Consider the following 25,445-nt stretch of genomic DNA (forward strand, 5'->3'; position numbering starts at 1 on the left):
AGCCGCGCGCGGCGTGTCGGTCGTGGCATCCGCGGTTGTGCTCGGGTGGGACGTGATGACCCCAGCGGCCGGCAGGCTCAGACGTCGATGCGCTCGCGCGCGAGCCGGTCGCTCGAGTCGATGATGAACTCGCGGCGCGGGGCCACGTCGCTGCCCATGAGCAGGTCGAACACGGATGCCGCGGCCTCCATGTCCTGCACGCGCACGCGGCGCAGCATGCGGCCGGCGCGATCCATGGTCGTGGTCGCGAGCTGATCGGCATCCATCTCGCCGAGACCCTTGTAGCGCTGGATCGGCTCCTGCCAGCGCTTGTTGCCGCGCTTGAGCTTGGCGAGCAGCGCGTGCAGCTCCTGCTCGCTGTAGGTGTAGATCGTCTCGTTGGGCTTGGTGCCCGGGTTCATGACGATCACCCGGTGCAGCGGCGGGACGGCGGCGAAGACACGCCCCTCTTCGACCAGCGGCCGCATGTACCGGAAGAACAGCGTCAACAGCAGCGTGCGGATGTGCGCGCCATCGACATCGGCGTCGCTCATCAGGATGATCTTGCCGTAGCGGGCGGCGTCGAGATCGAACGAGCGTCCGGAGCCCGCACCGATGACCTGGATGATCGAGGCGCACTCGGCGTTCGACAGCATGTCGCTGATCGAAGCCTTCTGCGTGTTGAGGATCTTGCCGCGGATCGGCAGCAGCGCCTGGAACTCGCTGTTGCGCGCGAGCTTGGCCGTGCCGAGCGCGGAGTCGCCCTCGACGATGAACAGCTCGGAATCGTTGACATCGTTCGAGCGGCAGTCGACCAGCTTGGCGGGCAGCGACGACGACTCGAGGGCGTTCTTGCGTCGCTGGGTCTCTTTGTGGGTGCGCGCGGAGATGCGCGCCTTCATCTCGGAGACGATCTTCTCGAGCAGCTGAGCCGTCTGCGCCTTGTCGTCGCGCTTGGGCGAGGCGAAGCGGGCCGCGAGTTCTTTCTGGACGACGGATGCCACGATCTGGCGCACCGCCGGGGTGCCGAGCACCTCTTTGGTCTGGCCCTCGAACTGCGGCTCGGGCAGACGCACGGTGAGCACCGTGGTGAGACCCGCCAGCAGATCGTCCTTCTCGATCTTGTCGTTGCCGACCTTGAGCTTGCGGGCGTTCTGCTCGACCTGCGCGCGCAGCACCTTCATGAGCCCCTGCTCGAAGCCCTGCTGGTGCGTGCCGCCCTTGGGCGTGGCGATGATGTTGACGAATGAGCGGGTCGTGGTGTCGTAGCCCGTGCCCCAGCGCACCGCGATGTCGACCTCGCACTCGCGCGAGACCTCGGTCGGGATCATCGATCCGCCGGGCTGCAGCACGGGCACGGTTTCGGTGAAGGTGCCGGTGCCGGTGAGACGCCAGGTGTCGGTGACCGCCGCGTCGGGCGCGAGGAAGTCGGCGAACTCCGAGATGCCGCCGTCGAAGCGGTAGCTCGTCTCGACGCGCTCGTCACTCCGCTCGTCCTGCACGACGATCTCGAGCCCCGGCACGAGGAACGCCGTTTGGCGCACGCGCTGCACGAGCTCGTCGAGCCCGAAGGTCGCGTCTTTGGTGAAGATCTGCCGGTCGGCCCAGTAGCGGATGCGCGTGCCGGTGACTCCGCGCGGCGCCTTGCCGATCACGCGCAGTTCACTGCTGCGCTCGAAGGGGGTGAACGTCGAGTCGGGGGTGTCGCCCGAGAAGAGACCGGGCTCGCCGCGGTGGAACGACATCGCGTAGGTCTTGCCGCCGCGGTCGACCTCGACGTCGAGTCGCTCCGACAGCGCGTTGACGACCGACGCGCCCACGCCGTGCAGACCGCCGGATGCCGCGTACGAGCCACCGCCGAACTTGCCGCCGGCGTGCAGCTTGGTGAAGACGACCTCGACACCCGTCAGACCCGTGCGAGGTTCGACGTCGACCGGGATGCCGCGGGCGCGGTCGCGCACCTCGACGCTGCCGTCGGCGTGCAGCACGATGTCGATGCGCGAGCCGAAGCCGCCGAGGGCTTCGTCGACGGAGTTGTCGATGATCTCCCACAGGCAGTGCATGAGACCACGGGAGTCGGTGGACCCGATGTACATGCCCGGGCGCTTGCGCACGGCTTCGAGGCCCTCGAGGACCTGCAGATGATGGGCGGAGTACTCGGACGTCACGATCTCCCAGCGTAATCGGGGGCACCGACATCGCCTGCCAGACACACAGCAAGGTCGGGTCGCGTACGCGCACAGCGAAATGTGATCAAGCCGCGGCATAGGGGAAACATCCGCGTGGTTGTATATGGAGACTCGCCCACGACCACCTGAGGAGGGCACCCGACATGACCACCACGACTGCACCCGAAGCGTCAGCCGTCCTCGATCACCGCCTGACGGCGGCCGATCGCTGCGACTCCTGCGGCGCACAGGCGTACATCGCCGCTGAAGTGAACGGCAGCGAGCTGCTGTTCTGCGCGCACCACGGCCGCAAGTACGAAGAGAAGCTCCGCAGCGTCGCCACCTCGTGGCACGACGAGACGGCGCGGCTCAACGCCGCCGACTGAGACCATCACCTCGAAACGGGCCCCCGCACGCACGAAGTGCGTCGGGGCCCGTTCCGCGTTTCAGGCGTCGGTGGAGGTGTAGTCGCGCGGAACGGTCGGCGACACGCGCAGCGCGATCTCCTCGCCGATCGTGTCGATCAGTTCGGCCAGATCGGTCGCCGTGTGCAGAGCCGCGGGACCGAACAGGTCGATCTCGTCGCCGGGCTGAGCGCCGGCCCACGGGGCGAGCACCGTCTCGGTCGGCGCGATCGCCTCGACCCGTCGCGGCCCCCCGGGGGTGACAACGTCGAATCGCCCGCCCAGGGCGCTGGGCAACCCGTGCAGACTTCCGAGGTCGAGGTGCACGCCCGCGGCATCCACCGCCGTCACCGTGGCCGACAGCGTCGCGATCGGCTCGATGCCGAGCTCCCGCTCCCCCGGGCCGCCGGCGGGACGGATGCCGTACGAGAACGCCCCGACCCGCACGATGTCTTCGCGGAACTCGTCGCGCGCGAACCCTGCCGCACTGGCGGCCAAGTGCGAGAAACGCGGGTCGAGCCCCGCGGCGCGCGCCGTCTCGCGCGCGGCCAGGAACACCGCTCGGGCGTCGTCGTCGTCGGCATCCGAGGCCTCGGAGATGTGCGACCAGATCCCCTCGAAGGCCACCCGGCCCGCGGTGACGAGCTCCGAGGTCTGCGCGAGAGCGGCCTCCCATCGTTCGGGACGGATGCCGTTGCGGTGAAGGCCCGTGTCGATCTTGAGGTGCACGCGCGCGGGCCGGTGGGCCTCGAGCCGGGACAGGTCGTCGAGGAGCGCTTCGTCGCCGATGCCCAGGTCGAGGTCGGCCGCGATGCCCGCGGCCAGATCGTCGGATCCGCCGATCAGCCACACGAAGATGCGCACGTCGGGACCGGCGATGCGGCGAACGGCCGCCCCGGTGACGACGTCGAAAGCGCCGATCCAACGGATGCCCTCCGCGACGGCCCGCGTCACGATCGGCTCCAGACCGTGGGCGTAGGCGTCGTCCTTGACGACGAGCATGTGCGCCGCGGGGGCCACGGCCTCTCGCACGCGACGGAGGTTGCGAGCGAAGGCGTCGAGGTCGACGCGGTAAACGGCGCTCACGCGGTCACCCGCCGATCGGCGCGGACGCCCACGACGGCGACGATCTCGGCGGCACCGAGCCCCGTGGCATCCGTCCACTCCTCGAGCGAGGGGTGCCCCTCTGCGGGGTCGCCGAAGAAGACGACCTCCGCTCCGCGCGGCACAGCGGCGTGCTCGACGTCCACGACGCAGACGTCCATGGCCACGCGCCCGACGATGCGGTGCCGGCGCCCGTCGATCGCGACCGTGGCGGCGTTCCCGAGCGAGCGCACCACGCCCTGCGCGTAGCCGCCGGTGACGAGGGCCACGGTGGTGTCGTGAGGAGCGCGGTGCGTGTAGCCGTACGAGACGCCCTCGCCGCGCAGGAGCGGCTTGATTCCCAGAGCGCGTCCGCGCAGCGACATCACGGGCTGTGCGTGCGAGCCGGGCAGGCCGAACAGGACCGCTGCGTCGAGGGGCGCGGCATCCATCCCGAGATCCGAGAGCACGGATGCCACCCACTCGGCGCCGTGCCCCCACGCGTCGGCGGCGAGAACGTCGTCGGCGCCACTCGCGGTGCCGGCGGCGAGGGCGAGGGGCGCGTTGCGACGCAGGGCCGACTCGGAGACGAGGGCCACCGGGGCCACTCCGCCGGCCGCGGGCAAGCGGGCAGGGAGCGTGGAGGTCACCCCTTTAGACTAACGGGGTCCTTCGTCCCCGACCTCGGAGCCTCATGCCTCAACAGGGTTTCTCCCCCGTCACACGCCTGCGTTACCTCGCCGGGCGGGCCCGCCGCATCGACGTCGGATCCGTCGTCGAACGAGCCAAAGAGGCCTCCGCGCAGCACGGCAAGGCCCTGCCACTCGTCGTCGCGGACATGCTCTTCCAGGCCGGTGTCAAGAACGTCGGCTTCCAGGACTACATCGACTACGACTTCGCGATCCTCACCCCCGCCGAGCGCGCGACGTACATGACGCACCCGGTCTCGAACCAGATCTCGCAGAAGTACGACCACCCCGACTACCGCGGCCTGTTCCAGGACAAGGTCGAGTTCGACAAGACCTTCAGCGAGTTCCTCCGTCGTGACTGGATGGTGGTGGATGCCGGCAACGCCGACGAACTGCGCGCCTTCACCGAGCGCCTTGGAACCATCGTCACCAAGGAGCCGGTCGGTCAGGCCGGCACCGGCGTGCACCGGTATCACGCGGCCGAGGTCGACGACTGGAGCGCCTTCCACCGCGGACTGCTCGAGCGCGGGGAGATCCTCGTCGAAGAGGTCATCCGCCAGCACGACGACCTCGCGGCCGTCTGCCCCGGCACCGTCAACACCACGCGCGTCACCGCGTTCTTCGACGGACAGAAGACCCACATCCTCGCAATGGCGCAGAAGTTCGGCCGCGGCGCGGTGAGCGACCAGATGACCTTCGGCGGCTTCTACACGATGCTCGACGAGAACGGCCATGCGCTCGGCGCCGGCTACGACTCGCACGGTCACGTGCACGAGCTGCACCCCGACTCGGGCGTGCGCATCGCCGACTTCCAGCTGCCGATGATCGACGAGGTGAAGGCGTTCGTCGACCAGGTCGCCCGCGTCGTCCCCCAGGTGCAGTACGTCGGTTGGGACATCGTCGTCGGCCCCGACGGCCCCGTACTCGTCGAGGGCAACTGGGGCGCCGGTGTCTACGAGAACAAGCCGAGCGTGACCGGAATCCGCACCGGGCACAAGCCGCGCTACCAGGCCGCCATCGGGTTCTGATCCCAGATGCCGAGAGGCCCGTCCCCCGCGTGGGGGCGGGCCTCTGCTGTATTCCGTCGGCGCGAAAGATGCTCACTCCCTCGGTCCCCCGCCCGGTGGCGCGCGGCGTGAACACCTACCGGGGCCGCGTGGTGAGTACGCCCCACACGCCGCAGCCGCGCGTGAGTGTCACGAGCCGTTCGTTTGCCGTAAATGGGCGCCTGGAGTGGCCGGTGGCGTGCATTTGCGGCACATGAGCGCCGTGCGCTGCGTGAGCGCCGCGGGCCGTTCGTTTGCCGCAAATGGGCGCCTGGAGTGGCCGGTGGCGTGCATCTGCGGCACATGAGAGTCGTGCGCTGCGTGAGCGCCGCGGGCCGTTCGTTTGCCGTAAATGGGCGCCTGGAGTGGCCGGTGGCGTGCATTTGCGGCACATGAGCGCCGTGCGTGGGCGCCTCGAGCCGCTCGTTTGCCGCAAGTGGGCGCCCGGCGGGGCCGTCGCCGCGCAACCGGGGCGAGACATCAGCGTGACGGGCGCGGGCGGTTGGGAGGCGGCATCCGGGAACGCGAGAGGCCCGCCCCGAGAACGGGACGGGCCTCTCGACGAGGTGTCTCAGGCGTGGCGCACGATGCCGAGCGGCGTCGACTCGTGGCCCTGACCGAGCGGGTTGTCCTTGAGGATCGCGACGAGGCGCTTCTCACCGGCCTTGTCCATCGTCGAGCCGAGGATGTTGCCACCCAGGTCGTTGATGTCGACCACGGCCACCTGCAGGTCGCCGCCGAGCAGCGACTTGAGGCGGGCGGCCACCTCGCGGGGACGCTCGGGTCCGAGCACCACGGCCTGGTTGTACGGCGGGATCGTGCCCTTGGTGGGGCCGTCGATCGCGCGCGCCTTGTCGCCGGCGATGCGGTAGAAGTCGCCCTTGCGTCCGAACGCCTTGGTCACGGCCGAGACGGCCGCGGCGAACAGGATGCGGGGCGTTCCGCACTCGCGCAGCGCCATCTCCATCGTCTCGGGCATGCCGAGACCGATGCCGTAGGGCGTGCGGGTGACGTACTTCGACAGGAAGAGCGCGAGCTTGCGGGGCTTGATCGTGTCGAGCTTGAACGACCGGCCCTGCGTGATCGCGACGATCTTCTCGGTGACGAACAGCAGGTCGCCCGGCTGCACGGCATCCTTCGCGTACTCGAGGATGAACGCGTCGAGGTCGTCGCCCGGCATGACGACCCGCGTGCGGATCGGGATGCGGGCGTACGACGTGCCCTCGACGGTGACGGTGAGCGCCTTGCCGGCGTTGGCCTCGCCGCTCATTCGAGGTAGTCCCGGAGCGACTGCGAGCGGCTGGGGTGACGCAGCTTCGCCATGGTCTTCGACTCGATCTGGCGGATGCGCTCGCGCGTGACACCGAACGTGTCGCCGATCTGGTCGAGGGTCTTGGGCTGACCGTCGCCGAGGCCGAAGCGCATGCGGATCACGCCCGCCTCGCGCTCGCTGAGCGAGTCGAGGAGCGACTCCAGCTGACGCTGCAACATGGTGAAGCCCACCGCGTCGGCGGGGACGACGGCCTCGGTGTCCTCGATGAGGTCACCGAACTCGCTGTCTCCGTCTTCACCGAGAGGCGTGTGCAGCGAGATCGGCTCGCGGCCGTACTTCTGCACCTCGATGACCTTCTCGGGGGTCATGTCGAGCTCGCGGCTGAGCTCCTCGGGCGTGGGTTCGCGACCGAGGTCCTGCAGCATCTGACGCTGGACGCGCGCGAGTTTGTTGATGACCTCGACCATGTGCACCGGGATGCGGATGGTGCGGGCCTGGTCGGCCATCGCGCGTGTGATGGCCTGACGGATCCACCAGGTGGCGTAGGTCGAGAACTTGAAGCCCTTGGTGTAGTCGAACTTCTCGACCGCACGGATCAGGCCCAGGTTGCCCTCCTGGATGAGGTCGAGGAACTGCATGCCACGGCCGGTGTAGCGCTTGGCGAGCGAAACGACGAGGCGGAGGTTGGCGCCGAGCAGGTGGCTCTTGGCGCGCTGACCGTCACGGGCGACCCACTGCAGGTCGAGTCCGAGCTGGCTCGTCTTCTCGGCCGCCGACATGTTCGACAGCTTCTCTTCGGCGAACAGACCGGCCTCGATGCGCATCGCGAGCTCGACCTCTTCGGCCGCGTTCAGGAGCGGGACCTTGCCGATCTGCTTCAGGTAGTCCTTGACCGGGTCGGCGGTGGCGCCGGTGATCTGCGCCGAGTAGACGGGGACGTCGTCCTCGTCGTTCGACGAGATGACGATGGCGCCGGTGGGAAGTGCCTCGGCGGGCGCCGCCGGTGTCTCGTCGTCATCGTCGTCGTCGGACTTCTTCGCGTCGGTCTTGGCCGCGTCGTCGGAGTCGTCGCTGTCGTCGGTCTCGTCGATCTCGACGTCGCCTTCTTCGACCTCGTCGTCCTCTTCGAGGTCGTCGTCCTTCTTGGCCTTGGCCTTCGCCTTGGCGGGAGTCGCCTTGGCCTTGGCCGGAGCCTTCTTCGCGGGGGCCTTCTTGGCGGTCGTCGTCTTCGACGCCGTCACGGTCTCCTCGGAGTTCTCGAGCTCGGTGTCCTTCGCACTCCGGGAGCGGGTCTTGGTTGTCGTGTCTGCCACGTTTCGCCTTTCACCGGGAACGCACGCTGCACGGCCACCGGTCGTTCTCGGACACTAGTAAGACCCTTGTCAAGTCCCGAACCGAGGAGCGGGGGCTCCTGGTCCGGTTGACAACGGGTCAGGTTCTTCATTGTCTCACATTCCCGGACCGGGACTTGACGTGGACCGGGGATCTATGCGTAGACAACGCTCGCGCCCGATGGGACATTCCCGGGATGCCGACTCCTCGGCATCCCGTCGACGCGGATGTCGGATGCCGTCAGCCGAGCTTGCCGCGACGATCGTCGTCGCCGGGGCGCGAGGCGAGGAAGCGCTCGAGCTCGGCGGCGAGCTCGTCGGCACTCGGCAGATCGCCCGTGTGGATGATCGGCGTGGCTTGGGTCGAACCCGCCATGTAGGCGTCGTAACGCTCCTCGAGGTTCTCGAGCATGCGGGTCAGCTCGTCGCTGCCTTCGACCTGCTCGGTGACCTTCTCGAGGAACTCGCGGTTCTCTTCGCGCAGCACTTCTCCCGAGAACACCAGACCGGTCGCGACGGTCAAGCTGTCGAGAGCGGCGAGGGCTGCGGCGGGGTACTCCGTGTCGCCCAGGTAGTGGGGAACGAGCAGGGCGAAGCCTGCCACCTTGGCGCCGGCTTCGGCGAAGCGGTACTCGAGAAGGTGGCCCGCCGTGGAGGGCACCTGGGTGTGAGGGCGCCAGACGGAGTGAGCCTCGGCGAGGTCGGGGCGCGTTCCGCTGACGGTGGTGCCGATGGGACGCGTGTGCGGGACCGGCATGGGGATCGCGTGCACCCACGAGATCGACGAGACCTGCAGTCCCGCCGACAGCTCGAGGACGGTCTCGGCGAAGGCCTCCCAGAGGAAGTCGGGCTCGTATCCCGCGAGGAGCAGGAAGGGCTGCCCGAGGGAGTCGTGTGCGAGCGACAGCTCGAGGCGCGCGGGTCGGTAGTCCGTGAGGTGGTCCTCGACGAACGTGATCGCGGGTCGGCGCGCGCGGTAATCCAGCAGCGCGTCGTTGTCGAAGACGAAGAGGGCGTTGGGCTGCACGTCGTTTCGGAAGTACTCGACGAGACGGGTCACCGCGCCACCGGCATCGGTGAAACCGGTGAGGGCGATCACGAGCGGCAGGCCCGACGGCACGGGGGGCGCCGCAGGGGCGCGGTCGTACAGCGGGGCGGAGGAACGCATACCTCCACTCTACGAGCGTGCCGGTTGCGTCGGCCGCGGTGCGTCCCGCTCCTAGCGAACACGCTCGAACCTAGGATGGATGCCATGCCGTTTCCCTCCGTGGCGTATACCGACGCCCCCGTTCTCGAGTCCGACGCCGACGCGATCCTTCTGATCGTCCCCACTGTTTCGGAGGGGGCTCCGGATCCGGCCGGCTGGGAGGGACTGATGGCGTCGCTGTCCGCCGTCGGTTTCACCGGCGCGGCGGGCTCGTTCCAGCGGGTGCACGTCCCGGGCGTCTCCACCCCCGTGGCCGTGGCCGGTGCGGGCTCGAACCCGGCGGACGCGGCTCTGCGTGACGCCGCGGGCACGGGGCTCCGCCAGCTGACCGGCTTCGAGCACGTCGCCGTGAAGTCGCTCGTCGCCTCCCCGTGGCGACCGATCGCCGAGGGTGCCGCTCTCGGCGGATACCGCTTCGCCGACTACAAGAAGAAGGCGGCGAAGGTGCGCGCGACCCGCGTGACGGTGGTCGCCGATGAGGCGCCCGCCGACAGTGACACCGCTGCGGTCGCGGCCGTCGCCGGTGCGGTCGCGCTGGTGAAGGACCTGGTGACGACCCCGGCCGAGTGGCTCGGGCCCGCCGACTTCGCCGACGCCGCCGTGAAGGCCGTCGAGGGCCTGCCCGTCGAGGTCGAGGTGCTCGACGAGAACGCCCTTCGCGAGGGCGGATACGGCGGCATCCTCGGAGTCGGGCAGGGATCCGACCGCCCGCCGCGCATGGTGCGCCTCGACTACGCGCCCGCCGACGCGGAGCGTCACGTCGCCCTCGTCGGCAAGGGCATCACGTTCGACACCGGTGGCCTCTCGCTCAAGCCGCCGGCATCCATGGTCGGTATGAAGTACGACATGTGCGGCGCCGCGACAGTGCTCGCCGTCCTCAAGGCCGCGGCCGAGATGCGTCTGCCCGTGCACGTGAGCGCCTGGCTCTGCATCGCGGACAACATGCCCTCGGGTCGCGCGACGCGCCCGGGCGACGTACTGCGCACCCTCGACGGCACGACCGTCGAGGTGCTGAACACCGATGCCGAAGGTCGCCTCGTGCTCGCCGACGGCCTCGCCGCGGCCAGCCGCGAGAACCCCGATCTCATCGTCGACGTGGCCACTCTGACGGGGGCGATCACCGTCGCGCTCGGCAACCGCCACACCGGTGTGATGGGAGACGACGAGGCGGTCGCGACGTACCTGGCCGCGTCTTCGCGGACGGCAGAGCTCGCCTGGCAGTTGCCGCTCCCGGACCACATGGTCGACGACCTCGACTCCCCCATCGCCGACCTGCAGAACGCCAAGATCGGCGATCCCGCGGGCGGCTCGCTGTTCGCCGGATTGTTCCTGCGCCACTTCGTGGGTCGTGTCTCGTCGGACGCCGATGCTCCGCGTATCCCCTGGGTGCACCTCGACATCGCCGGTGTGGGCATGAACAAGTCCGCGCCCTTCGGGTACACCGACAAGGGCGTGACGGGAGCGACGGTCCGCTCGCTCGTCGAGATGCTGGCCACGGACGGCGTACGGTGACCGAGTACTCCGCCGACGTCGTCGTGCTCGGCGGTGGAAGCGGTGGCTACGCCGCCGCCCTCCGCCTCGCCGAGCTGGGCAAAGACGTCGTGCTCGTCGAGAAGGACAAGCTCGGCGGCACCTGCCTGCACCGGGGGTGCATTCCGACCAAGGCGCTCCTCCACGCCGGCGAGGTCGCCGATGCCGCCCGTGGCGCGGCCGACATCGGCGTCGATGTGACCTTCTCGGGCATCGATCCGGCGCGCGTGCGGGCGTACCGCGAAGGCATCGTCGCGAAGAAGTTCAAGGGACTCGAGGGCCTGATCTCGGCTCGCGGCATCCGTGTCGTCCACGGCGAAGGGGTGCTCGCGGCGGGGCCGACGGTTCGCGTCGGCGACGACGTGTACCGCGGAACCGATGTCATCCTCGCCACCGGCTCGTACAGCCGGAGCCTGCCGGGCCTCGAGATCGGCGGGCGGGTGCTCACCAGCGAGCAGGCCCTCGACCTCGATGTGATCCCCGAGCGAGTGGTCGTCCTGGGCGGTGGCGTGATCGGTGTCGAGTTCGCGAGCGTGTGGCGTTCGTTCGGCGTCGACGTCACGATCGTCGAGGCACTCCCCCACCTGCTGCCGGCCGAGGACGTGGCGTCGAGCAAGGCGCTCGAGCGCGCGTTCCGAAAGCGCGGGATCTCGTTCCAGCTCGGGAAGAGGTTCGCCTCCCTCTCGCAGTCCGCGGACTCGGCGACCGTGACCCTGGACGACGGCTCCGAGCTCGTGGCCGATTACGTCCTGGTCGCTGTCGGCCGGGGCCCGGTGACCGCCGGACTCGGCTACGAAGAAGCCGGCGTCGTCCTCGACCGCGGCTTCGTCCAGACCGACGAGCGTCTGCGCACCGCCGCGGACCACGTGTGGGCGGTGGGCGACATCGTCCCCGGCCTGCAGCTCGCGCACCGCGGCTTCCAGCAGGGCATCTTCGTGGCGGAGGAGATAGCCGGGCTGGCGCCCGTGCTGGTCCCCGACGTCGACGTCCCCCGCGTCGCCTACTCGCACCCCGAGGTCGCGTCCGTCGGGCTCACCGAGGCGCAGGCGCAGGATCGTTACGGATCCGATGCCGTGAAGGCGTACGAGTACAACCTGGCCGGAAACGGCCGCAGCGAGATCATCGGCACCTCGGGCATCGTGAAGATCGTCCGACGTATCGACGGCCCCGTCGTCGGCGCCCACCTCGTGGGCGATCGCGTCGGTGAACTGATCTCGGAGGCGCAGCTCGCCGTGGGGTGGGAAGCCCACCCCGAAGACATCGCGCCGTTCGTCCACGCACACCCCACCCAGAGCGAGGCGCTCGGCGAAGCCTTCCTGGCTCTCGCCGGCAAGCCCCTGCACGCACTCTGACCGCAAACCGGTCACTAAGCTAGGTACCGCATCCGGTACGAAGGAGACATATCCATGAGCACTTCCGTCGTCCTCCCCGCTCTCGGCGAGAGCGTCACCGAGGGAACGGTCACCCGCTGGCTCAAGCAGGTCGGTGACACCGTCCAGGAGGACGAGGGTCTGCTGGAGATCTCGACCGACAAGGTCGACACCGAGATCCCCTCGCCCGTCTCGGGCGTGATCGAGGAGATCCTGGTCCAGGAAGACGAGACCGTCGAGGTCGGAGCGGTCCTCGCGAAGATCGGTGACGGCTCCGGCGCCGCCTCGTCCGACGACGCCCCGCAGGCCGCCCCGGCCGAGGAGCAGTCCGCTCCGGCCGAAGAGGCGGCCCCCGCCGAGGCCGCTCCCGAGCAGCCCGCCGCCGAGCAGCCCGCTGCCGAGTCCGCGCCCGCCGCGAGTGGCGACTCCACCGAGGTGAAGCTCCCCGAGCTCGGCGAGAGCGTCACCGAGGGCACCGTCACCCGCTGGCTGAAGGCCGTCGGCGACGACGTCGCGGTCGACGAGCCGCTTCTCGAGATCTCGACCGACAAGGTCGACACCGAGATTCCTTCGCCGGTCGCCGGCACGCTGCAGGAGATCCTGGTTCAGGAAGACGAGACGGTCAACGTCGGTGCCGCCCTCGCGCGCATCGGCAGTGGTGCCGCCCCGGCCGCGCAGCCCGAGGCGCCCGCCGCCCCGGCCGCCGAAGAGAAGCCGGCCGAGCAGCCCGCCCCCGCGGCGGAGGAGAAGCCCGCCGAGCAGCCCGCTCCCGCCGCCGAGCAGAAGCCGGCCGAGCAGCCCGCTCCCGCCGCGGCTCCGGCCGCCTCGTCCAACGACGACGTGACCTACGTCACCCCGCTCGTGCGCCGCCTGGCGCAGCAGCAGGGCGTCGACCTGGCTTCGGTCAAGGGCAGCGGCGTCGGTGGACGCATCCGCAAGGAAGACGTGCTCAAGGCCGCCGAGGCAGCCAAGTCCGCTCCCGCCGCTGCGGCTCCCGCTGCCGCGTCGGCCCCGGCGGCCGCCCCCGCGCCGGTCGAGGTCTCGCCCCTGCGCGGTACCACGCAGAAGATGTCGCGCCTGCGCAAGGTCATCGCCGAGCGCGCCGTCGCGTCGATGCAGGCCACGGCTCAGCTGACGACGGTGGTCGAGGTCGACGTGACCAAGCTCGCGGCTCTGCGTGACCGCATGAAGGGCGAGTTCCAGCAGAAGACGGGCGACAAGCTCTCGTTCCTGCCGTTCTTCGCCATCGCGGCCATCGAGGGTCTCAAGGCGTACCCGATCATCAACTCCACGGTCGAGGGTGACGAGATCGTCTACCCCGCTCACGAGAACGTGTCGATCGCCGTCGACACCGAGCGCGGCCTGCTCACCCCGGTCGTCAAGGACGCCGGCGACAAGAACATCGCGCAGCTGGCGCGCGAGATCGCCGATCTCGCCGCCCGCACGCGCGACAACAAGCTGAAGCCCGACGAGCTCGCCGGCGGCACGTTCACGCTGACCAACACCGGTTCGCGCGGCGCGCTCTTCGACACGCCCATCGTGTTCCTGCCGCAGTCGGCGATCCTCGGCCTCGGTGCCGTGGTGAAGAAGCCCGGTGTGGTCTCGGTCGACGGCAAGGACGCGATCTCGGTCCGCTCGTACGTCTACCTCGCGCTGTCGTACGACCACCGCATCATCGATGGAGCCGACGCCGCTCGCTTCCTCGGCACGGTCAAGGCTCGCCTCGAGGCGGCGCAGTTCGAGGGTGACCTCGGAATCTGATCCCACCGAGCACCGGCTCATGATGGCTGGTCCGCTACCGTTCTGACGGCGCGGACCAGCCATCGCTCGTTCTGGCGCACGAGGGTCACGTACTGCGTCGCTTCTGCCGCATCGACCCGCACGACGGTCACTCCCCCGAAGTCGTCGACGACGGTGATCATTCCTGCCGCCGCCCCAGCCGCCACAGGTTCCCGTGGGAAGGCGGAGTTCTCTTCGTACCTGGACACGCAGGCCGCGTCGCCTCGGCATCCCTGCAGCTCCGTGAACAGTGTGCGGGCGATCTGTTCCACGTCGTCGGACAGCGGACGGCGCTCGTCCACCGGCAGCGGGTCCGACAGCCACGGCGTCGTCGAGGTCGGCGCGGGATCGACGACGGTTTGGCCGGTAGAAGGCTGCGGCGTTGCGCGGTCTTCGGGGATCAGGCAGAAGGCCAGCACGGCGATCACCCCGATGCTCGCGCTCAACGTGGACATGCGGAAGACGCGAGACCGACGCCAGTGTCCGCGGACACGCTCGAGCGCTTGTCGGGTCGCGTCGGCGAGGTCGGCATCGACGAGGTCGAGCACCCGGATCGCCGGGCCGTCCTGCTCGCGCGTCGGCGGATCCGCGACGGGTTCCGCTGCCGGGAACAACGGGCCGAGCACGAGCGGAACGGGCGTCGCGTGCGCGAACAGACGCCTCTCGACCGCCTCCCAATCGCGTGGAGGGCGCGTCAACACGCTTTCTCGTGCGCGACTGACGATCTCGCGCGTGGGCGTGTCGTCGGCGATGTTAGCGAGGTGCGCGAGCGTCTCGGCGGTCGCTGCGATCGCGTCGGGTCCGTCCGGGTCGTCGATCGCCACGGGGCACCCGGTCGCGGTGAGCCACCAGGTCTTCCCGTCCGCCGCGGTGGTGGATGCGCGGCATCCGCGAAGGAGGCCGACGGCTGCCGTGACGGCCTCCCCCGGCGTCAGGGGAAGGGTGCTGCGCGCTCGACGTCTGAGGTACGCGTCGAGGGGTTCGGCGAGAACGGATGCCGTGGAGCTGCTCATTCCGCGATGGTGGCCGAACCCGCCGCCCCTCGAGGGCGCGTCGCCCCTGAAGTGGGGAGCGAACGAGGGATCCGCCGCCTGGGGAGGAAGGACTCGCGGCGAAGATAGAATCATTCTCATGGCCGCTCGCACCACCACGCCCGAGAAGCGTCCGGGCTTCTTCTCGCAGATCAAAACCCTGTACACCTTCACCCAGAAGGAGTACCGGTGGTTGCCGTTCCTGCTGGCCGGAATCGTGCTGGTGGGCATCGCCCTCGGTGTGCTCATCGGTTTCCTGATCCCGCCGCTGGCGGCCTGGAGCATCATCCTCTGGGGTGTCACGGGCCTGCTGGCCGGCATCCTGGCGTCGATGATCACGATGACGCGTCTGTCGACGACCGCGATGTACAAGAAGATCGACGGCATGCCCGGCGCCACCGGTCACGTGCTGTCGTCGTCGCTCGGGCGCAACTGGCAGGCCTCCGAGGCTCCGATCGGCGTCAACCCGCGCACGCAGGAGGCCGTCTACCGGGCCATCGGCCGCGGCGGTGTCGTCCTCATCGGCGAGGGTAACCGCAGCCGTCTGACGCGTCTCGTCGGCGAGGAGCGCTCCCGTGTGACGCGCGTCGCCGCCGGCGTGCCCGTCACCGTTCTCTACGTCGGACACGGCGACGACGAGGTGCCGATCGCCAAGCTCGCCTCGACGATCAAGGCGCTCCCGAAGAAGGTCGACCGCTCGACGATGGCCGCCGTCATTAAGCGCGTGTCCTCGGTGTCGCAGGGCCTGTCGTCGCTGCCGATCCCGAAGGGCGTCGACCCGACGAAGATGCGCTCCCCGCGTCCCCGCTGATCTCATGAGAAAGGCCCCCGCTCCGGCGGGGGCCTTTTCCATGGATCGGGGATTCAGGAACGCACGAGGACCGTTCCGACGACTTTGTCGTGCAGGCCGCGCTGGTCGGCGTCCCACACGACCGCGGGGATGATGAGGGCGAGGAGGACGGTTCTCACGATCGGGCGCCAAAGGCCCACCCAGCCCCCGGATGCCAGCTCCAGGCGCATCCCCAGGATCCGGTGTCCGGGGCTGCCGCCGAGGAGGGGGATGAAGAGGATCTGGACGGCGAAGAAGATCAGGTTCGTCGCGATCGGATTCGCGAACGGCACGCCCGTCACCGGGTCGGGTGCGGAGAAGAACGCGTAGCCGATGAGGCCGGCGCTCGCGACGTCGATGAGCAGGGCCGCGATGCGGCGTCCTGGACGGGCGATGGAGCCGCGACCCTCGCGGGGAAGGCCGAGCCGCTGGCCCGGATACTCGTTCTCGGCGGGGACGCTCACGGCATCCAGCGTAATCGGCGCCGCGTAACATCCCCGAAACATGCGAGATATGACCGGGACACCGGTTCTGGGTAGGGTCGAGGAGGCTGGCCGAGGCCGGCATGATCCCGAATGTTCTACCTCTGGAGTCTTCATGTTCAAAGATTCGTCCGAGGTGCTCAAGTTCATCCAGGACGAGGACGTCAAGTTCCTCGACATCCGTTTCACGGATCTTCCTGGTGTGCAGCAGCACTTCAACATCCCCGCCTCGACCGTCGACGAGGAGTTCTTCACCGTCGGACAGCTGTTCGATGGCTCGTCGATCCGCGGGTTCGCGAACATTCACGAGTCGGACATGCAGCTGATCCCCGACGTGACCACCGCGTACGTCGATCAGTTCCGCGAGGCCAAGACCCTCGTCATGATCTTCGACATCTACAACCCGCGTAATGGTGAGATCTACGGCAAGGACCCGCGTCAGGTCGCCAAGAAGGCCGAGAAGTACCTCGCCTCCACCGGCATCGCCGACACCGCGTTCTTCGCCCCCGAGGCCGAGTTCTACATCTTCGATGACGTCCGCTACGAGGTGAAGCAGAACTCGAGCTTCTACTCGGTGGACTCCGAAGAGGGCGCCTGGAACACCGGACGCGAAGAGGAGGGCGGAAACCTCGCCAACAAGACCCCCTACAAGGGTGGATACTTCCCCGTCTCGCCGGTCGACAAGACGGCCGACCTGCGCGACGACATCACCCTCAAGCTGATCGAGGCGGGCTTCGCGCTCGAGCGTTCGCACCACGAGGTCGGCACCGGTGGTCAGCAGGAGATCAACTACCGCTTCGACACGATGTTGCACGCGGCCGACGACATCCTGAAGTTCAAGTACATCGTCAAGAACACCTGCGAGCAGTGGGGCAAGGTCGCGACCTTCATGCCCAAGCCGCTCTTCGGTGACAACGGCTCCGGCATGCACACGCACCAGTCGCTGTGGAACGACGGCAAGCCGCTGTTCTACGACGAGACCGGCTACGGCGGACTCTCCGACGTCGCCCGCTGGTACATCGGCGGTCTGCTGGCGCACGCCCCCGCGGTCCTCGCGTTCACCAACCCGACCCTCAACAGCTACCACCGCCTGGTGAAGGGCTTCGAGGCTCCGGTAAACCTGGTGTACTCGGCCGGTAACCGCTCCGCGGCCATCCGTATCCCGATCACGGGTACCAACCCCAAGGCAAAGCGCATCGAGTTCCGCGCTCCCGACGCCTCGGGCAACCCGTACCTCGCGTTCGCGGCTCAGCTCATGGCCGGTATCGACGGCATCAAGAACCGCATCGAGCCGCACGAGCCCGTCGACAAGGACCTCTACGAGCTCCCCGCCGAAGAGGCCAAGAACATCCCGCAGGTTCCGAACTCGCTGCTCGACTCGCTCGAGGCTCTGCGCGCCGACCACGAGTTCCTGCTCGCCGGCGGCGTGTTCACGCAGGAGCTCATCGACACCTGGATCGAGTACAAGATCGAGAACGAGATCCAGCCGATCGCCCAGCGCCCGCACCCCTTCGAGTACGAGCTGTACTTCGGGGTCTGATCGCCCGATCATCCACGTCGACGCCCGTCCCCGCCGTTTCGCGGGGGCGGGCATCGTCGTTCGCCTGCGGATCATCCGGCGCGTGACGCTCGCTTCTGCTCCTGGAAGACGCGGATGGCTTCGTAGCGCTCGGCCGAGCGGGCCTGCCGCTTCGCCGCCTCGACCTCGCGCACCTTCGGCGGGGCTTTCGTCACCAGGTCGTCGAGCAGATTCCGGACGGATGCCGCGATCTCGTCCACGGCGCGATCGAAGACGTCCTGGTTGGCCCGCGATGGCGTCGTCGTCCCCACGATCTTGCGGACGAACTGGAGCGCCGCGTCGTGGCACTCGGCATCCGTCGCCGGGGGCGTGAAGTTGTGCAGGGGAACGATATTGCGGCACATGCGGGCCAGGTTAGGCCGATCGGCCGCCGGTTGCGAGGGTCATGGCGCCGGGATCTCGACGAGACGGAACCAGCGGCCGGTCGGCCGGAGGCGCGAAAGCGCGGGGAGAAAGTGCGGATCGCTGACGTGACCGTCGAAATCGACGACCGTGAGGCCGCGGTGCGCGAGGATCGCCATCGCACGACGGATGCACCCCTCGACCAGATGCTCTCCCCCCGGCTCATCGCGCGAAACGGTCTCGGACACGATGAGCGGCGGATCAGTGTCGAGGTACGTGAGAGCCAGCGCCAGGATGCGGCCGGATTCGTCGACGGCGAGAGCTGAGGCCTCGACGTCGAGGTCGTCCCATAGGCCCTCGACCAAGGCGACCTCGAAGGCCTGTCGCACGGGGCTCCAGTCCTCGTGCGTCCAGCGGTAGAGCTCCGTGAATGCGGCCTCGACGCGTGATCGGTCGGCGCCGGCCAGGGGCTGGACCGCGGCGTGGAAGCGCAGGTCCGTTCGAGTCTCGAGGCTCGCGCGCACGGGCGGGACGGTCTGAATGGTGCGGGCACCCAACGCCTCGGCGAACCGCAGGGACTCGTCGTCGACATAACCGCGCGCCATCAGGGGGAGGTCGCGCGAACGCAACGTCGAAAGGTGCCGTGTCAGGGCCGTCCCGATTCCGTGCCGGCGCCGCTCGGGGTCGACGACGACCTCGAGCCAGAACCGGTCGTCGTGCACGCGCGAGAGCCAGATCGCACCGGCGGCGACGATCCTGCCGCCATCGACCGCCACCGCCGACCGCGTCTCGTCACTGCGCCAGCCATCGCGGGCGAGGGAGCGGTCGCCCCACCACGGAGAAGAAGCGGCCAGGTCGTCGTCGGTCAAAGAGCGGAAGTGCACGAGCCCATCGAAGCAGGTCGCCAGCTTCCCGGCATCCCTTCAGGTGAACCTCCGCCGCGATGTCGGAGGGGCACGGGAGGATGGGAGCATGGCCGAGTCCCCATACGCGTCGCGTCCGTGGTCCACCTCCTACGCCGAGGGGGTGCCCCTCGAGATCGACGAGCCCTCGCAGACACTGCCCGAGATGCTGGCGGCCTCGGTCGCGCGGTACGGAAAGAAGACCGCCCTCGAGTTCTTCGGTGCGCCGACCACCTATCGCGAGCTCGGCGACCAGGTCTCCCGCGCGGCAGAGGGCCTGCGTCGACTGGGGGTTCGGGCCGGCGACCGCGTCGCCCTCGTCCTACCGAACTCGCCGCAGCACGTCGTCGCGTTCTATGCCGCGCTGCGCCTCGGCGCGATCGTCATCGAGCACAACCCGCTGTACACGCCCCGCGAACTGCGTCATCAGTTCGAGGACCACGGCGCCCGGTTCGCCATCGTGTGGGACAAGCTGGCCGACACCGTCGCCGAGTTCCCGGCCGACCTGGCGCTCGAGAAGATCATCAGCGTCGACATCACGACCGCCCTCCCCTTCGCGAAGCGCCTCGCGCTGCGCCTCCCGGTGGCGAAAGCCAAGGCCGCGCGCGAGCAGCTCACCAGCGCGCCGCGGTCCAAGCGTCCGCAGGCGTGGGAGAAGCTCCTCACGCACGGCACGTTGTCTCGAAAGCACCCCGGCCCCGTTCTCGACGACATCGCACTGCTGCAGTACACGAGCGGCACCACGGGCAGCCCCAAGGGCGCCGTCCTCACCCACTCGAACCTGCGGGCCAACGCGATGCAGGGCCGCGCGTGGGTACCGGGCCTTCGCGACGGTGAAGAGTCGTTCTACGGGGTCCTCCCCCTATTCCACGCCTACGGGCTCACGCTCTGCCTGACATTCGCCATGAGCATCGGGGCAAAGCTCGTGCTCTTCCCGAAGTATGACCTCGAGCTGGTCGCGGCGGCGGCGAAGAAGAGCCCGCCCACCTTCCTTCCCGCCGTTCCCCCCATCTACGACCAGCTCGCGCGCGCCGCAGCCCGGGGCACGCTCGACCTGAGCACCGTGCGCTTCGCGATCTCGGGGGCGATGAGCCTGCCCGTCGCCACCGTCGATCGGTGGGAGGCCGCCACCGGGGGTCTTCTCGTCGAGGGGTACGGAATGACCGAGTCGTCGCCGGTCGCCCTCGGCAACCCCATCGGCCCGTCCCGCCGCCCCGGAACGGTGGGCGTGCCTTTTCCGAGCACCGACATCCGCGTCGTCGACCCCGAGGACCCGACCGTCGACCGGCCCCTCGGCGAGCCCGGTGAGCTCCTCCTGCGCGGTCCCCAGGTCTTCCAGGGGTACTGGAACCGCCCCTCCGACACGGCGGCGACACTGCTCGACGGCGGATGGCTGCGCACGGGCGACATCGCCTCGGTCTCACCGGACGGCTTCGTCACCATCGTCGACCGTCTCAAAGAGATCATCATCACGGGCGGGTTCAACGTGTCGCCCAGCGAGGTCGAAGACGTCCTGACCTCGCACCCCGACATTGCCGGAGCGGCCGTCGTCGCCCTCCCCAAGTCGAGCGGCGGAGAAGACGTCGCGGCGGCGATCGTGCTGCGCGACGGCGTCCACGTCGAACCCGACGCGATCCGCGACTTCTGCAAGGCGCGCCTCGCGGCCTACAAAGTGCCGCGTCGTGTCGTCGTGGTCGACGACCTGCCCCGCTCCCTCATCGGGAAGGTCCAGCGACGCGAGGTGCGCGAACGTCTCATGTCGTGAGCTGTGCAGAAGGGATGCCGCGAGCGGGCGGCATCCCTTCCGCTCACGGTCATCCGTAAAACAGCTTGTCGAAGACGCGGCGCGCGCGGCGCGTGGTGCCCAGGTAGTCCTCTTCGACCTGCGTGGCCGAGCGCGGAGCATATTCGAGGATGCGACCGATGCCGTCGAGCTTCGCGCGATCCACGGGAAGCACATCGCTCGTCTGGCCCGACAACAGCGTGTTCGCCGAACGAAGACGGCTCGCGAGATGCCAAGCCGCGGCGAGCTTCTCGGCCGCGTCGGCCTCGATGACCCCCTCGTCGACAGCGGCATCCAACGCCTCGAGCGTCGACGTCGTCCGCATCGCGGGGATCGCGCGCGCGTGCTGGAGCTGCAGCAATTGCACGAGCCACTCCACGTCGCTGATCGAACCGGGGCCGAGCTTGAGGTGCCGAGCGGGGTCGGCGCCCTGCGGCAGACGCTCGTTCTCGACGCGCGCCTTGATGCGCCGGATCTCGCGGAGCCCGTTCTGATCGGCCGACACCGGATACCGCACCTCGTCGGCGAGCTCGAGGAACGCCCCGATGAGCTTGACACTGCCGGCCACGCCACGGGCGCGCAGGAGCGCCTGCGCCTCCCACGACAACGACCACCGCCGGTAGTACTCGGCGTAGGCGTCGAGGGAGCGGGCGAGAGGACCGCTTCGCCCCTCGGGTCGGAGCTCCGCATCGAGGTCGAGCGGCAGACGGTGGTCCTCCGACTGCTCGCGCAGGCCGGCGACGAGCTTCAGCGCGAGCTGACTGGCCCGCTGCGGGTCGATTCCGTTCGCGCGATAGACGTACATCACGTCGGCATCCGATCCGAAACCGATCTCGCGTCCGCCGAAGCGTCCCATCGCGATGACCGCGAAGTCGAGATCGTCGTCCTCGGGCGGGACGACGACACGGCGCACGGCGCGCAGGGTGGCCTGGATGGTGACCTCGGTGATGGTGCTGAGGGCGTCGGAGAGCTCCTCGAGCGAGACCGTTCCGAGAACCGCGGCCATCGCGACACGCAGCATCTCGCGCCGGCGCAGCGCCCGCACCGAACGCATCGCGTCGTCGATGTTCTGCCAGCGGGTCTGAATGGCGCGCGCCTCTTCTTCGAGCGCCTTTCCCGAACGGGGGCGCAGCAGCGCGTCGTCGTCGAGCCAGGCCACCGACTCGGGGATCCATTCCATGAGCTCACCGATGTACCGCGAGCCCGAGAGCACCCGCGTGAGGCTCTCGGCGGCCCCGGCCGAGTCGCGCAGCATCCGCAGGAACCAGGGGGTGTTGCCGAGCCGCTCGCTGATGCGGCGGAAGACGAGCAGACCGTAATCGGGATCCACGCCGTCGGCGAACCACCGGATCATGATCGGCATGAGGTGCCGTTGGATCGTCGCCTTGCGGCTCAAGCCGCTGGTCAGCGCGGCGATGTGGCGGAGCGCTCCGGCCGGGTCGCGGAAGCCGATCGCGGCGAGGCGATCGCGTGCCTGCTCGGTCGACAGGGTGCGCTCCCCCTCGGGAAGGGCGGCCACGGCCGACAGCAGGGGGCGGTAGAACAGGCGCACGTGGATGTCGCGCACCTCGCGCTTGATGCCCTCCCACACGGCCTGCACCCCGGATGCCGAGTCGGCCAGTCGCGACGCTCGCGCGAGGACCCGCAGGTCGTCGTCCTTCTCGGGCAGCAGCGCCGTGCGGCGGAGACCGCGAAGCTGGAGGCGGTGCTCGAGCAGACGCAGGAGGCGATAGTCGCGACCGAACGCCTCGGCCTCGGACCGCCCGATGTACCCCTCGGCGACCAGCGCGTCGAGCGCCTCGAGCGTGCCGCGCTGGCGGATCCGTTCATCGGTCAGACCGTGGACCAGCTGCAGGAGCTGCACGGTGAACTCGACATCTCGGATGCCGCCGGGCCCGAGCTTGAGCTGTCGATTGACCTCCGCGGACGGAATGTGATCGGTGACGCGTTCGCGCATGCGCTGGACGCCCTCGACGAAGTTCTCTCGCGCGGCGCTGTGCCACACCAGGGGCTGGACGGCGGCGACGTACTCGGCGCCCAACGTCGGGTCCCCGGCGATCGCCCGGGCCTTCAGCAGGGCTTGGAACTCCCAACTCTTCGCCCACCGCGCGTAGTACTGCTCGTGCGAGGCGAGACTGCGGACGAGCGCGCCCTGCTTGCCCTCGGGGCGCAGGTTCGGGTCGACCTCCCACAGGGGCGGCTCGATCTCGGGACCCGAGATGCCGCGCATCGTCTGCACGGCGAGCCGCGTGCCGATGTCGATCGCGCGCGCCTCGGTGACGGCGTCCTCATCGGCCGATCCCCCCACGAAGATCACGTCGACGTCGCTGACGTAGTTCAGCTCACGCGCGCCCGTCTTGCCCATCGCGATGATCGCGAACCGGGTCGCCTCCACCTGTTCACGAGGGCACGATCCCGGCCCGGGCCCGCTGACCCGCGCCCTCGCCACGCTGAGAGCCGCCTCGAGGGCCGCTCCCGCCAAGTCGGCCAACGACGAGGCCACGGCGGGAATCGCGCCCGCGGGGTCGTCCTGCCCGAGGTCGTAGGCCGCGATCCGGGCCAGCAGTCGCCGATAGCGCACGCGCAACGCCACCCACGCGGCATCCGAGGCATCCGACGAGAAGCCCTCGACATCGCCGACGGATGCCAGGAGCTCGGCGCGCATGAAGGGCTCGTCCGGCAGGGTCAGGCCCGCACCCGAGAGATGCGCGAGCTCATCGGGGTGGCGCAGGTAGAACTCCGCGAAGCCGTCGGAGGCGCCCACGATGTCCCACAGGGCGCGCCACGCTCCCGCGTCCGCCGCCGCCGCGCGAACCGCTTCGCGATCACGGCGGGTGACCTGCAGGATCGACAGCAGGGCACGGTCGGGGTCGGCCACGCGCTGCGCGAGCTGCATGGCATCCGCCCGCTCCACCCCCACCGACTCCTCGAGCTCGGAGAGCAGCGTGTCTGCTTCGGCGAGCCGTGAGAAGCCGGTGCGGGCGAGGGCGGTGAGCGCAGTGGAACGATCGCCCGAGGTCATGGAACGACTGTCAGAGCGCTTCGAGGTTGCTCGCGAGCTCGAACGGCGTCACCTGAGCGCGGTACTGCTGCCATTCGCGACGCTTGTTGAGCAGCACGTACTTGAAGACCGTCTCGCCGAGCGTCTCGGCGACCAGCTCGGACTCCTCGAGGTATTCGAGGGCGTGGTCGAGGCTGGCCGGCAGCGGTGCGTAGCCGAGCGCGCGGCGCTCCGCGTCGCTGAGCGACCAGACGTTGTCCTCGGCCTCGGCCGGGAGCTCGTATTCCTGCTCGATGCCCTTGAGGCCCGCCGCGAGCATGAGTGCGTACGACAGGTACGGGTTGGCGGCGGAGTCGAGCGCGCGGTACTCGACCCGCGTCGACTGGCCCTTGTTCGGTTTGTACAGCGGCACGCGCACGAGAGCGGAGCGGTTGTTGTGGCCCCAGCAGATGAAGCTGGGAGCCTCGTCGCCGCCCCACAGGCGCTTGTACGAGTTGACGAACTGGTTGGTCACGGCCGAGATCTCGTTCGCGTGACGCAGCAGGCCCGCGATGAAGTGACGGCCCACCTTCGACAGCTGGTACTGCGCGCCCTCTTCGTAGAACGCGTTCATGTCGCCCTCGAACAGCGACAGGTGCGTGTGCATACCGCTGCCGGGCTGGCCGCTGATCGGCTTCGGCATGAAGGTGGCGTACACGCCCTGCTCGATCGCGACCTCTTTCACGACCGTGCGGAACGTCATGATGTTGTCGGCGGTGGTCAGCGCATCGGCGTAGCGCAGGTCGATCTCGTTCTGGCCGGGTCCGCCCTCGTGGTGGCTAAATTCGACCGAGATGCCGAGGTCTTCGAGCATGCGCACCGACCGGCGACGGAAGTCGTGCGCCGTGCCGCCGGGGACGTTGTCGAAGTACCCGGCCGAGTCGACCGGCTGCGGGCGACCGTCGGCACCCAGCTGCGAGGACTTCAACAGGTAGAACTCGATCTCGGGGTGCGTGTAGAACGTGAACCCGGCGTCGGCCGCCTTTGCGAGCGTGCGCTTGAGCACGTGACGCGGGTCGGCGACGGCCGGCTGCCCGTCGGGCGTCGTGATGTCGCAGAACATGCGCGCGGTCGGGTCGATCTCACCGCGCCACGGCAGGATCTGGAAGGTCGTGGGGTCGGGGTGCGCGAGCAGGTCGGACTCGTACGACCGCGTCAGTCCCTCGATCGCGGAGCCGTCGAAGCCCAGCCCCTCGGTGAAGGCGCCCTCGACCTCGGCCGGGGCGATCGCCACCGACTTGAGCGTGCCGACCACGTCGGTGAACCAGAGGCGGACGAACTTGACGCCCCGCTCCTCGATCGTGCGCAAGACGAAATCGCGCTGCTTGTCCATCGTCATCCCTCGTTTCGGTGGGCGTTCAGCGGGTGGAGCCGGAGCCCCAGTCGTCGCGGGCGTCTTCTTCGGCCCACTGCTTCGAGCGCTCCTTCATGAGCTGCGGCGCGTTGGCCGCCTCTTCGGCGGTGTCGAAGGGGCCGGCGCGATCCACCGCGGGCGACTCGTATCCCTGCTCGACCTTGCCGGTCTCGAGGTTGTACCAGTACTTCTTGTCATCGTCGCTCACGATCGCTCCTCACGTGGATCTCGCGTCTCGGCGCGA

The 25,445-nt window shown here is 69.1% G+C and carries 21 protein-coding genes; 8 read left to right on the top strand and 13 right to left on the bottom strand.

What is annotated here, in order from left to right:
* Positions 1 to 77: 77 nt before the first annotated feature.
* Positions 78 to 2,150, bottom strand: a complete 2,073-nt coding sequence (locus tag OVA26_RS09965) for a DNA gyrase/topoisomerase IV subunit B (RefSeq protein ID WP_143017885.1) — start codon at positions 2,148 to 2,150, stop codon at positions 78 to 80.
* Between the two features lie 161 nt (positions 2,151 to 2,311).
* On the opposite strand from OVA26_RS09965, the gene OVA26_RS09970 reads away from it, so the two are divergent.
* Positions 2,312 to 2,533 (top strand): DUF7455 domain-containing protein, encoded by a 222-nt coding sequence (locus OVA26_RS09970; protein ID WP_056231527.1) that lies wholly within the window; start codon positions 2,312 to 2,314, stop codon positions 2,531 to 2,533.
* A gap of 60 nt (positions 2,534 to 2,593) precedes the next feature.
* Here OVA26_RS09970 and OVA26_RS09975 read toward each other — a convergent pair whose 3' ends face one another.
* Both OVA26_RS09975 and OVA26_RS09980 read right to left on the bottom strand, forming a co-directional pair.
* Complete coding sequence (locus OVA26_RS09975) at positions 2,594 to 3,637, bottom strand: alanine racemase (protein ID WP_268103999.1); 1,044 nt, start codon at positions 3,635 to 3,637, stop codon at positions 2,594 to 2,596.
* Positions 3,634 to 4,284 carry an alanine racemase C-terminal domain-containing protein gene (locus OVA26_RS09980; protein ID WP_268104000.1) on the bottom strand — a complete coding sequence of 217 codons (651 nt, stop codon included), beginning with the start codon at positions 4,282 to 4,284 and terminating at the stop codon, positions 3,634 to 3,636. Before OVA26_RS09980 ends, OVA26_RS09975 begins: the two co-directional genes overlap by 4 nt.
* 44 nt (positions 4,285 to 4,328) lie before the next feature.
* Between OVA26_RS09980 and OVA26_RS09985 the strand changes: the two genes are divergently transcribed.
* Entirely contained in the window at positions 4,329 to 5,351 is a 1,023-nt protein-coding gene (locus tag OVA26_RS09985) for a sugar-transfer associated ATP-grasp domain-containing protein (protein ID WP_074694966.1), read from the top strand.
* Between the two features lie 589 nt (positions 5,352 to 5,940).
* On the opposite strand, the gene OVA26_RS09990 is transcribed toward OVA26_RS09985, so the two are convergent.
* The 3 genes from OVA26_RS09990 to OVA26_RS10000 all read right to left on the bottom strand — a co-directional run bounded on the left by OVA26_RS09990 (position 5,941) and on the right by OVA26_RS10000 (position 9,141).
* Positions 5,941 to 6,639, bottom strand: a complete 699-nt coding sequence (locus OVA26_RS09990; RefSeq protein WP_268104001.1) for a coenzyme F420-0:L-glutamate ligase — start codon at positions 6,637 to 6,639, stop codon at positions 5,941 to 5,943.
* On the bottom strand, positions 6,636 to 7,955 hold the full coding sequence (locus OVA26_RS09995; protein WP_268104002.1) for an RNA polymerase sigma factor: 1,320 nt from the start codon (positions 7,953 to 7,955) through the stop codon (positions 6,636 to 6,638). The genes OVA26_RS09990 and OVA26_RS09995 overlap by 4 nt, the downstream gene beginning before the upstream one ends.
* 259 nt (positions 7,956 to 8,214) lie before the next feature.
* Positions 8,215 to 9,141 carry a proteasome assembly chaperone family protein gene (locus OVA26_RS10000; protein ID WP_056231507.1) on the bottom strand — a complete coding sequence of 309 codons (927 nt, stop codon included), beginning with the start codon at positions 9,139 to 9,141 and terminating at the stop codon, positions 8,215 to 8,217.
* Positions 9,142 to 9,225: 84 nt separating this feature from the next.
* On the opposite strand from OVA26_RS10000, the gene OVA26_RS10005 reads away from it, so the two are divergent.
* The 3 genes from OVA26_RS10005 to sucB are packed head-to-tail and all read left to right on the top strand — an operon-like array spanning position 9,226 to position 13,841.
* Positions 9,226 to 10,692: a leucyl aminopeptidase gene (locus tag OVA26_RS10005; RefSeq protein WP_268104003.1), complete on the top strand. Its 1,467-nt coding sequence runs from the start codon at positions 9,226 to 9,228 to the stop codon at positions 10,690 to 10,692.
* Positions 10,689 to 12,062, top strand: a complete 1,374-nt coding sequence (gene lpdA / locus OVA26_RS10010; RefSeq protein WP_268104004.1) for a dihydrolipoyl dehydrogenase — start codon at positions 10,689 to 10,691, stop codon at positions 12,060 to 12,062. Before OVA26_RS10005 ends, lpdA begins: the two co-directional genes overlap by 4 nt.
* A gap of 54 nt (positions 12,063 to 12,116) precedes the next feature.
* Positions 12,117 to 13,841, top strand: coding sequence for a 2-oxoglutarate dehydrogenase, E2 component, dihydrolipoamide succinyltransferase (gene sucB / locus OVA26_RS10015; protein WP_268104005.1), 1,725 nt, complete (start codon positions 12,117 to 12,119; stop codon positions 13,839 to 13,841).
* A 17-nt stretch (positions 13,842 to 13,858) separates the two neighbouring features.
* On the opposite strand, the gene OVA26_RS10020 is transcribed toward sucB, so the two are convergent.
* Positions 13,859 to 14,872: a hypothetical protein gene (locus OVA26_RS10020; RefSeq protein ID WP_268104006.1), complete on the bottom strand. Its 1,014-nt coding sequence runs from the start codon at positions 14,870 to 14,872 to the stop codon at positions 13,859 to 13,861.
* Between the two features lie 118 nt (positions 14,873 to 14,990).
* Between OVA26_RS10020 and OVA26_RS10025 the strand changes: the two genes are divergently transcribed.
* Positions 14,991 to 15,701 (top strand): DUF4191 domain-containing protein, encoded by a 711-nt coding sequence (locus tag OVA26_RS10025; protein WP_056231496.1) that lies wholly within the window; start codon positions 14,991 to 14,993, stop codon positions 15,699 to 15,701.
* A 53-nt stretch (positions 15,702 to 15,754) separates the two neighbouring features.
* On the opposite strand, the gene OVA26_RS10030 is transcribed toward OVA26_RS10025, so the two are convergent.
* Entirely contained in the window at positions 15,755 to 16,183 is a 429-nt protein-coding gene (locus OVA26_RS10030; RefSeq protein ID WP_256335554.1) for an RDD family protein, read from the bottom strand.
* 133 nt (positions 16,184 to 16,316) lie between these two features.
* Here OVA26_RS10030 and glnA (OVA26_RS10035) point away from each other — a divergent pair, with 133 nt between their 5' ends.
* Positions 16,317 to 17,741 (top strand): type I glutamate--ammonia ligase, encoded by a 1,425-nt coding sequence (gene glnA / locus OVA26_RS10035; protein ID WP_056231492.1) that lies wholly within the window; start codon positions 16,317 to 16,319, stop codon positions 17,739 to 17,741.
* Between the two features lie 71 nt (positions 17,742 to 17,812).
* Here the strand turns inward: glnA (OVA26_RS10035) and OVA26_RS10040 are convergent, their stop codons facing one another.
* Both OVA26_RS10040 and OVA26_RS10045 read right to left on the bottom strand, forming a co-directional pair.
* Complete coding sequence (locus OVA26_RS10040) at positions 17,813 to 18,124, bottom strand: DUF2277 domain-containing protein (protein WP_056231489.1); 312 nt, start codon at positions 18,122 to 18,124, stop codon at positions 17,813 to 17,815.
* Positions 18,125 to 18,163: 39 nt separating this feature from the next.
* Entirely contained in the window at positions 18,164 to 19,006 is an 843-nt protein-coding gene (locus OVA26_RS10045) for a GNAT family N-acetyltransferase (protein ID WP_268104007.1), read from the bottom strand.
* Positions 19,007 to 19,094: 88 nt separating this feature from the next.
* Between OVA26_RS10045 and OVA26_RS10050 the strand changes: the two genes are divergently transcribed.
* On the top strand, positions 19,095 to 20,789 hold the full coding sequence (locus OVA26_RS10050; protein WP_268104008.1) for a long-chain-fatty-acid--CoA ligase: 1,695 nt from the start codon (positions 19,095 to 19,097) through the stop codon (positions 20,787 to 20,789).
* A gap of 49 nt (positions 20,790 to 20,838) precedes the next feature.
* On the opposite strand, the gene OVA26_RS10055 is transcribed toward OVA26_RS10050, so the two are convergent.
* From OVA26_RS10055 to OVA26_RS10065, 3 genes are read right to left on the bottom strand one after another with little or no spacing between them, the layout of a single operon-like run.
* Complete coding sequence (locus tag OVA26_RS10055) at positions 20,839 to 23,829, bottom strand: bifunctional [glutamine synthetase] adenylyltransferase/[glutamine synthetase]-adenylyl-L-tyrosine phosphorylase (protein WP_268104009.1); 2,991 nt, start codon at positions 23,827 to 23,829, stop codon at positions 20,839 to 20,841.
* 10 nt (positions 23,830 to 23,839) lie between these two features.
* Entirely contained in the window at positions 23,840 to 25,180 is a 1,341-nt protein-coding gene (gene glnA, locus OVA26_RS10060; protein WP_056232374.1) for a type I glutamate--ammonia ligase, read from the bottom strand.
* 25 nt (positions 25,181 to 25,205) lie between these two features.
* The gene (locus tag OVA26_RS10065; RefSeq protein WP_056231480.1) at positions 25,206 to 25,409 is read right to left on the bottom strand and encodes a hypothetical protein; all 204 of its coding nucleotides are present in this window, start codon (positions 25,407 to 25,409) and stop codon (positions 25,206 to 25,208) included.
* Positions 25,410 to 25,445 lie beyond the last annotated feature (36 nt).

The sequence above is a fragment of the Microbacterium sp. SL62 genome (assembly GCF_026672635.1).
Classification (GTDB): Bacteria; Actinomycetota; Actinomycetes; order Actinomycetales; family Microbacteriaceae; genus Microbacterium; species Microbacterium testaceum_A.

Excerpts from the sequence above, each read along its gene's own strand:
- OVA26_RS10040 (WP_056231489.1), bottom strand. The coding sequence starts at position 18,124 with ATGTGCCGCAATATCGTTCCCCTGCACAACTTCACGCCCCCGGCGACG.
- OVA26_RS10025 (WP_056231496.1), top strand. The coding sequence starts at position 14,991 with ATGGCCGCTCGCACCACCACGCCCGAGAAGCGTCCGGGCTTCTTCTCG.
- OVA26_RS10020 (WP_268104006.1), bottom strand. The coding sequence starts at position 14,872 with ATGAGCAGCTCCACGGCATCCGTTCTCGCCGAACCCCTCGACGCGTAC.
- sucB (WP_268104005.1), top strand. The coding sequence starts at position 12,117 with ATGAGCACTTCCGTCGTCCTCCCCGCTCTCGGCGAGAGCGTCACCGAG.
- OVA26_RS10050 (WP_268104008.1), top strand. The coding sequence starts at position 19,095 with ATGGCCGAGTCCCCATACGCGTCGCGTCCGTGGTCCACCTCCTACGCC.
- OVA26_RS09985 (WP_074694966.1), top strand. The coding sequence starts at position 4,329 with ATGCCTCAACAGGGTTTCTCCCCCGTCACACGCCTGCGTTACCTCGCC.
- OVA26_RS09970 (WP_056231527.1), top strand. The coding sequence starts at position 2,312 with ATGACCACCACGACTGCACCCGAAGCGTCAGCCGTCCTCGATCACCGC.
- OVA26_RS10005 (WP_268104003.1), top strand. The coding sequence starts at position 9,226 with ATGCCGTTTCCCTCCGTGGCGTATACCGACGCCCCCGTTCTCGAGTCC.
- glnA (WP_056231492.1), top strand. The coding sequence starts at position 16,317 with ATGTTCAAAGATTCGTCCGAGGTGCTCAAGTTCATCCAGGACGAGGAC.
- OVA26_RS10055 (WP_268104009.1), bottom strand. The coding sequence starts at position 23,829 with ATGACCTCGGGCGATCGTTCCACTGCGCTCACCGCCCTCGCCCGCACC.
- OVA26_RS10000 (WP_056231507.1), bottom strand. The coding sequence starts at position 9,141 with ATGCGTTCCTCCGCCCCGCTGTACGACCGCGCCCCTGCGGCGCCCCCC.
- OVA26_RS09990 (WP_268104001.1), bottom strand. The coding sequence starts at position 6,639 with ATGAGCGGCGAGGCCAACGCCGGCAAGGCGCTCACCGTCACCGTCGAG.
- glnA (WP_056232374.1), bottom strand. The coding sequence starts at position 25,180 with ATGGACAAGCAGCGCGATTTCGTCTTGCGCACGATCGAGGAGCGGGGC.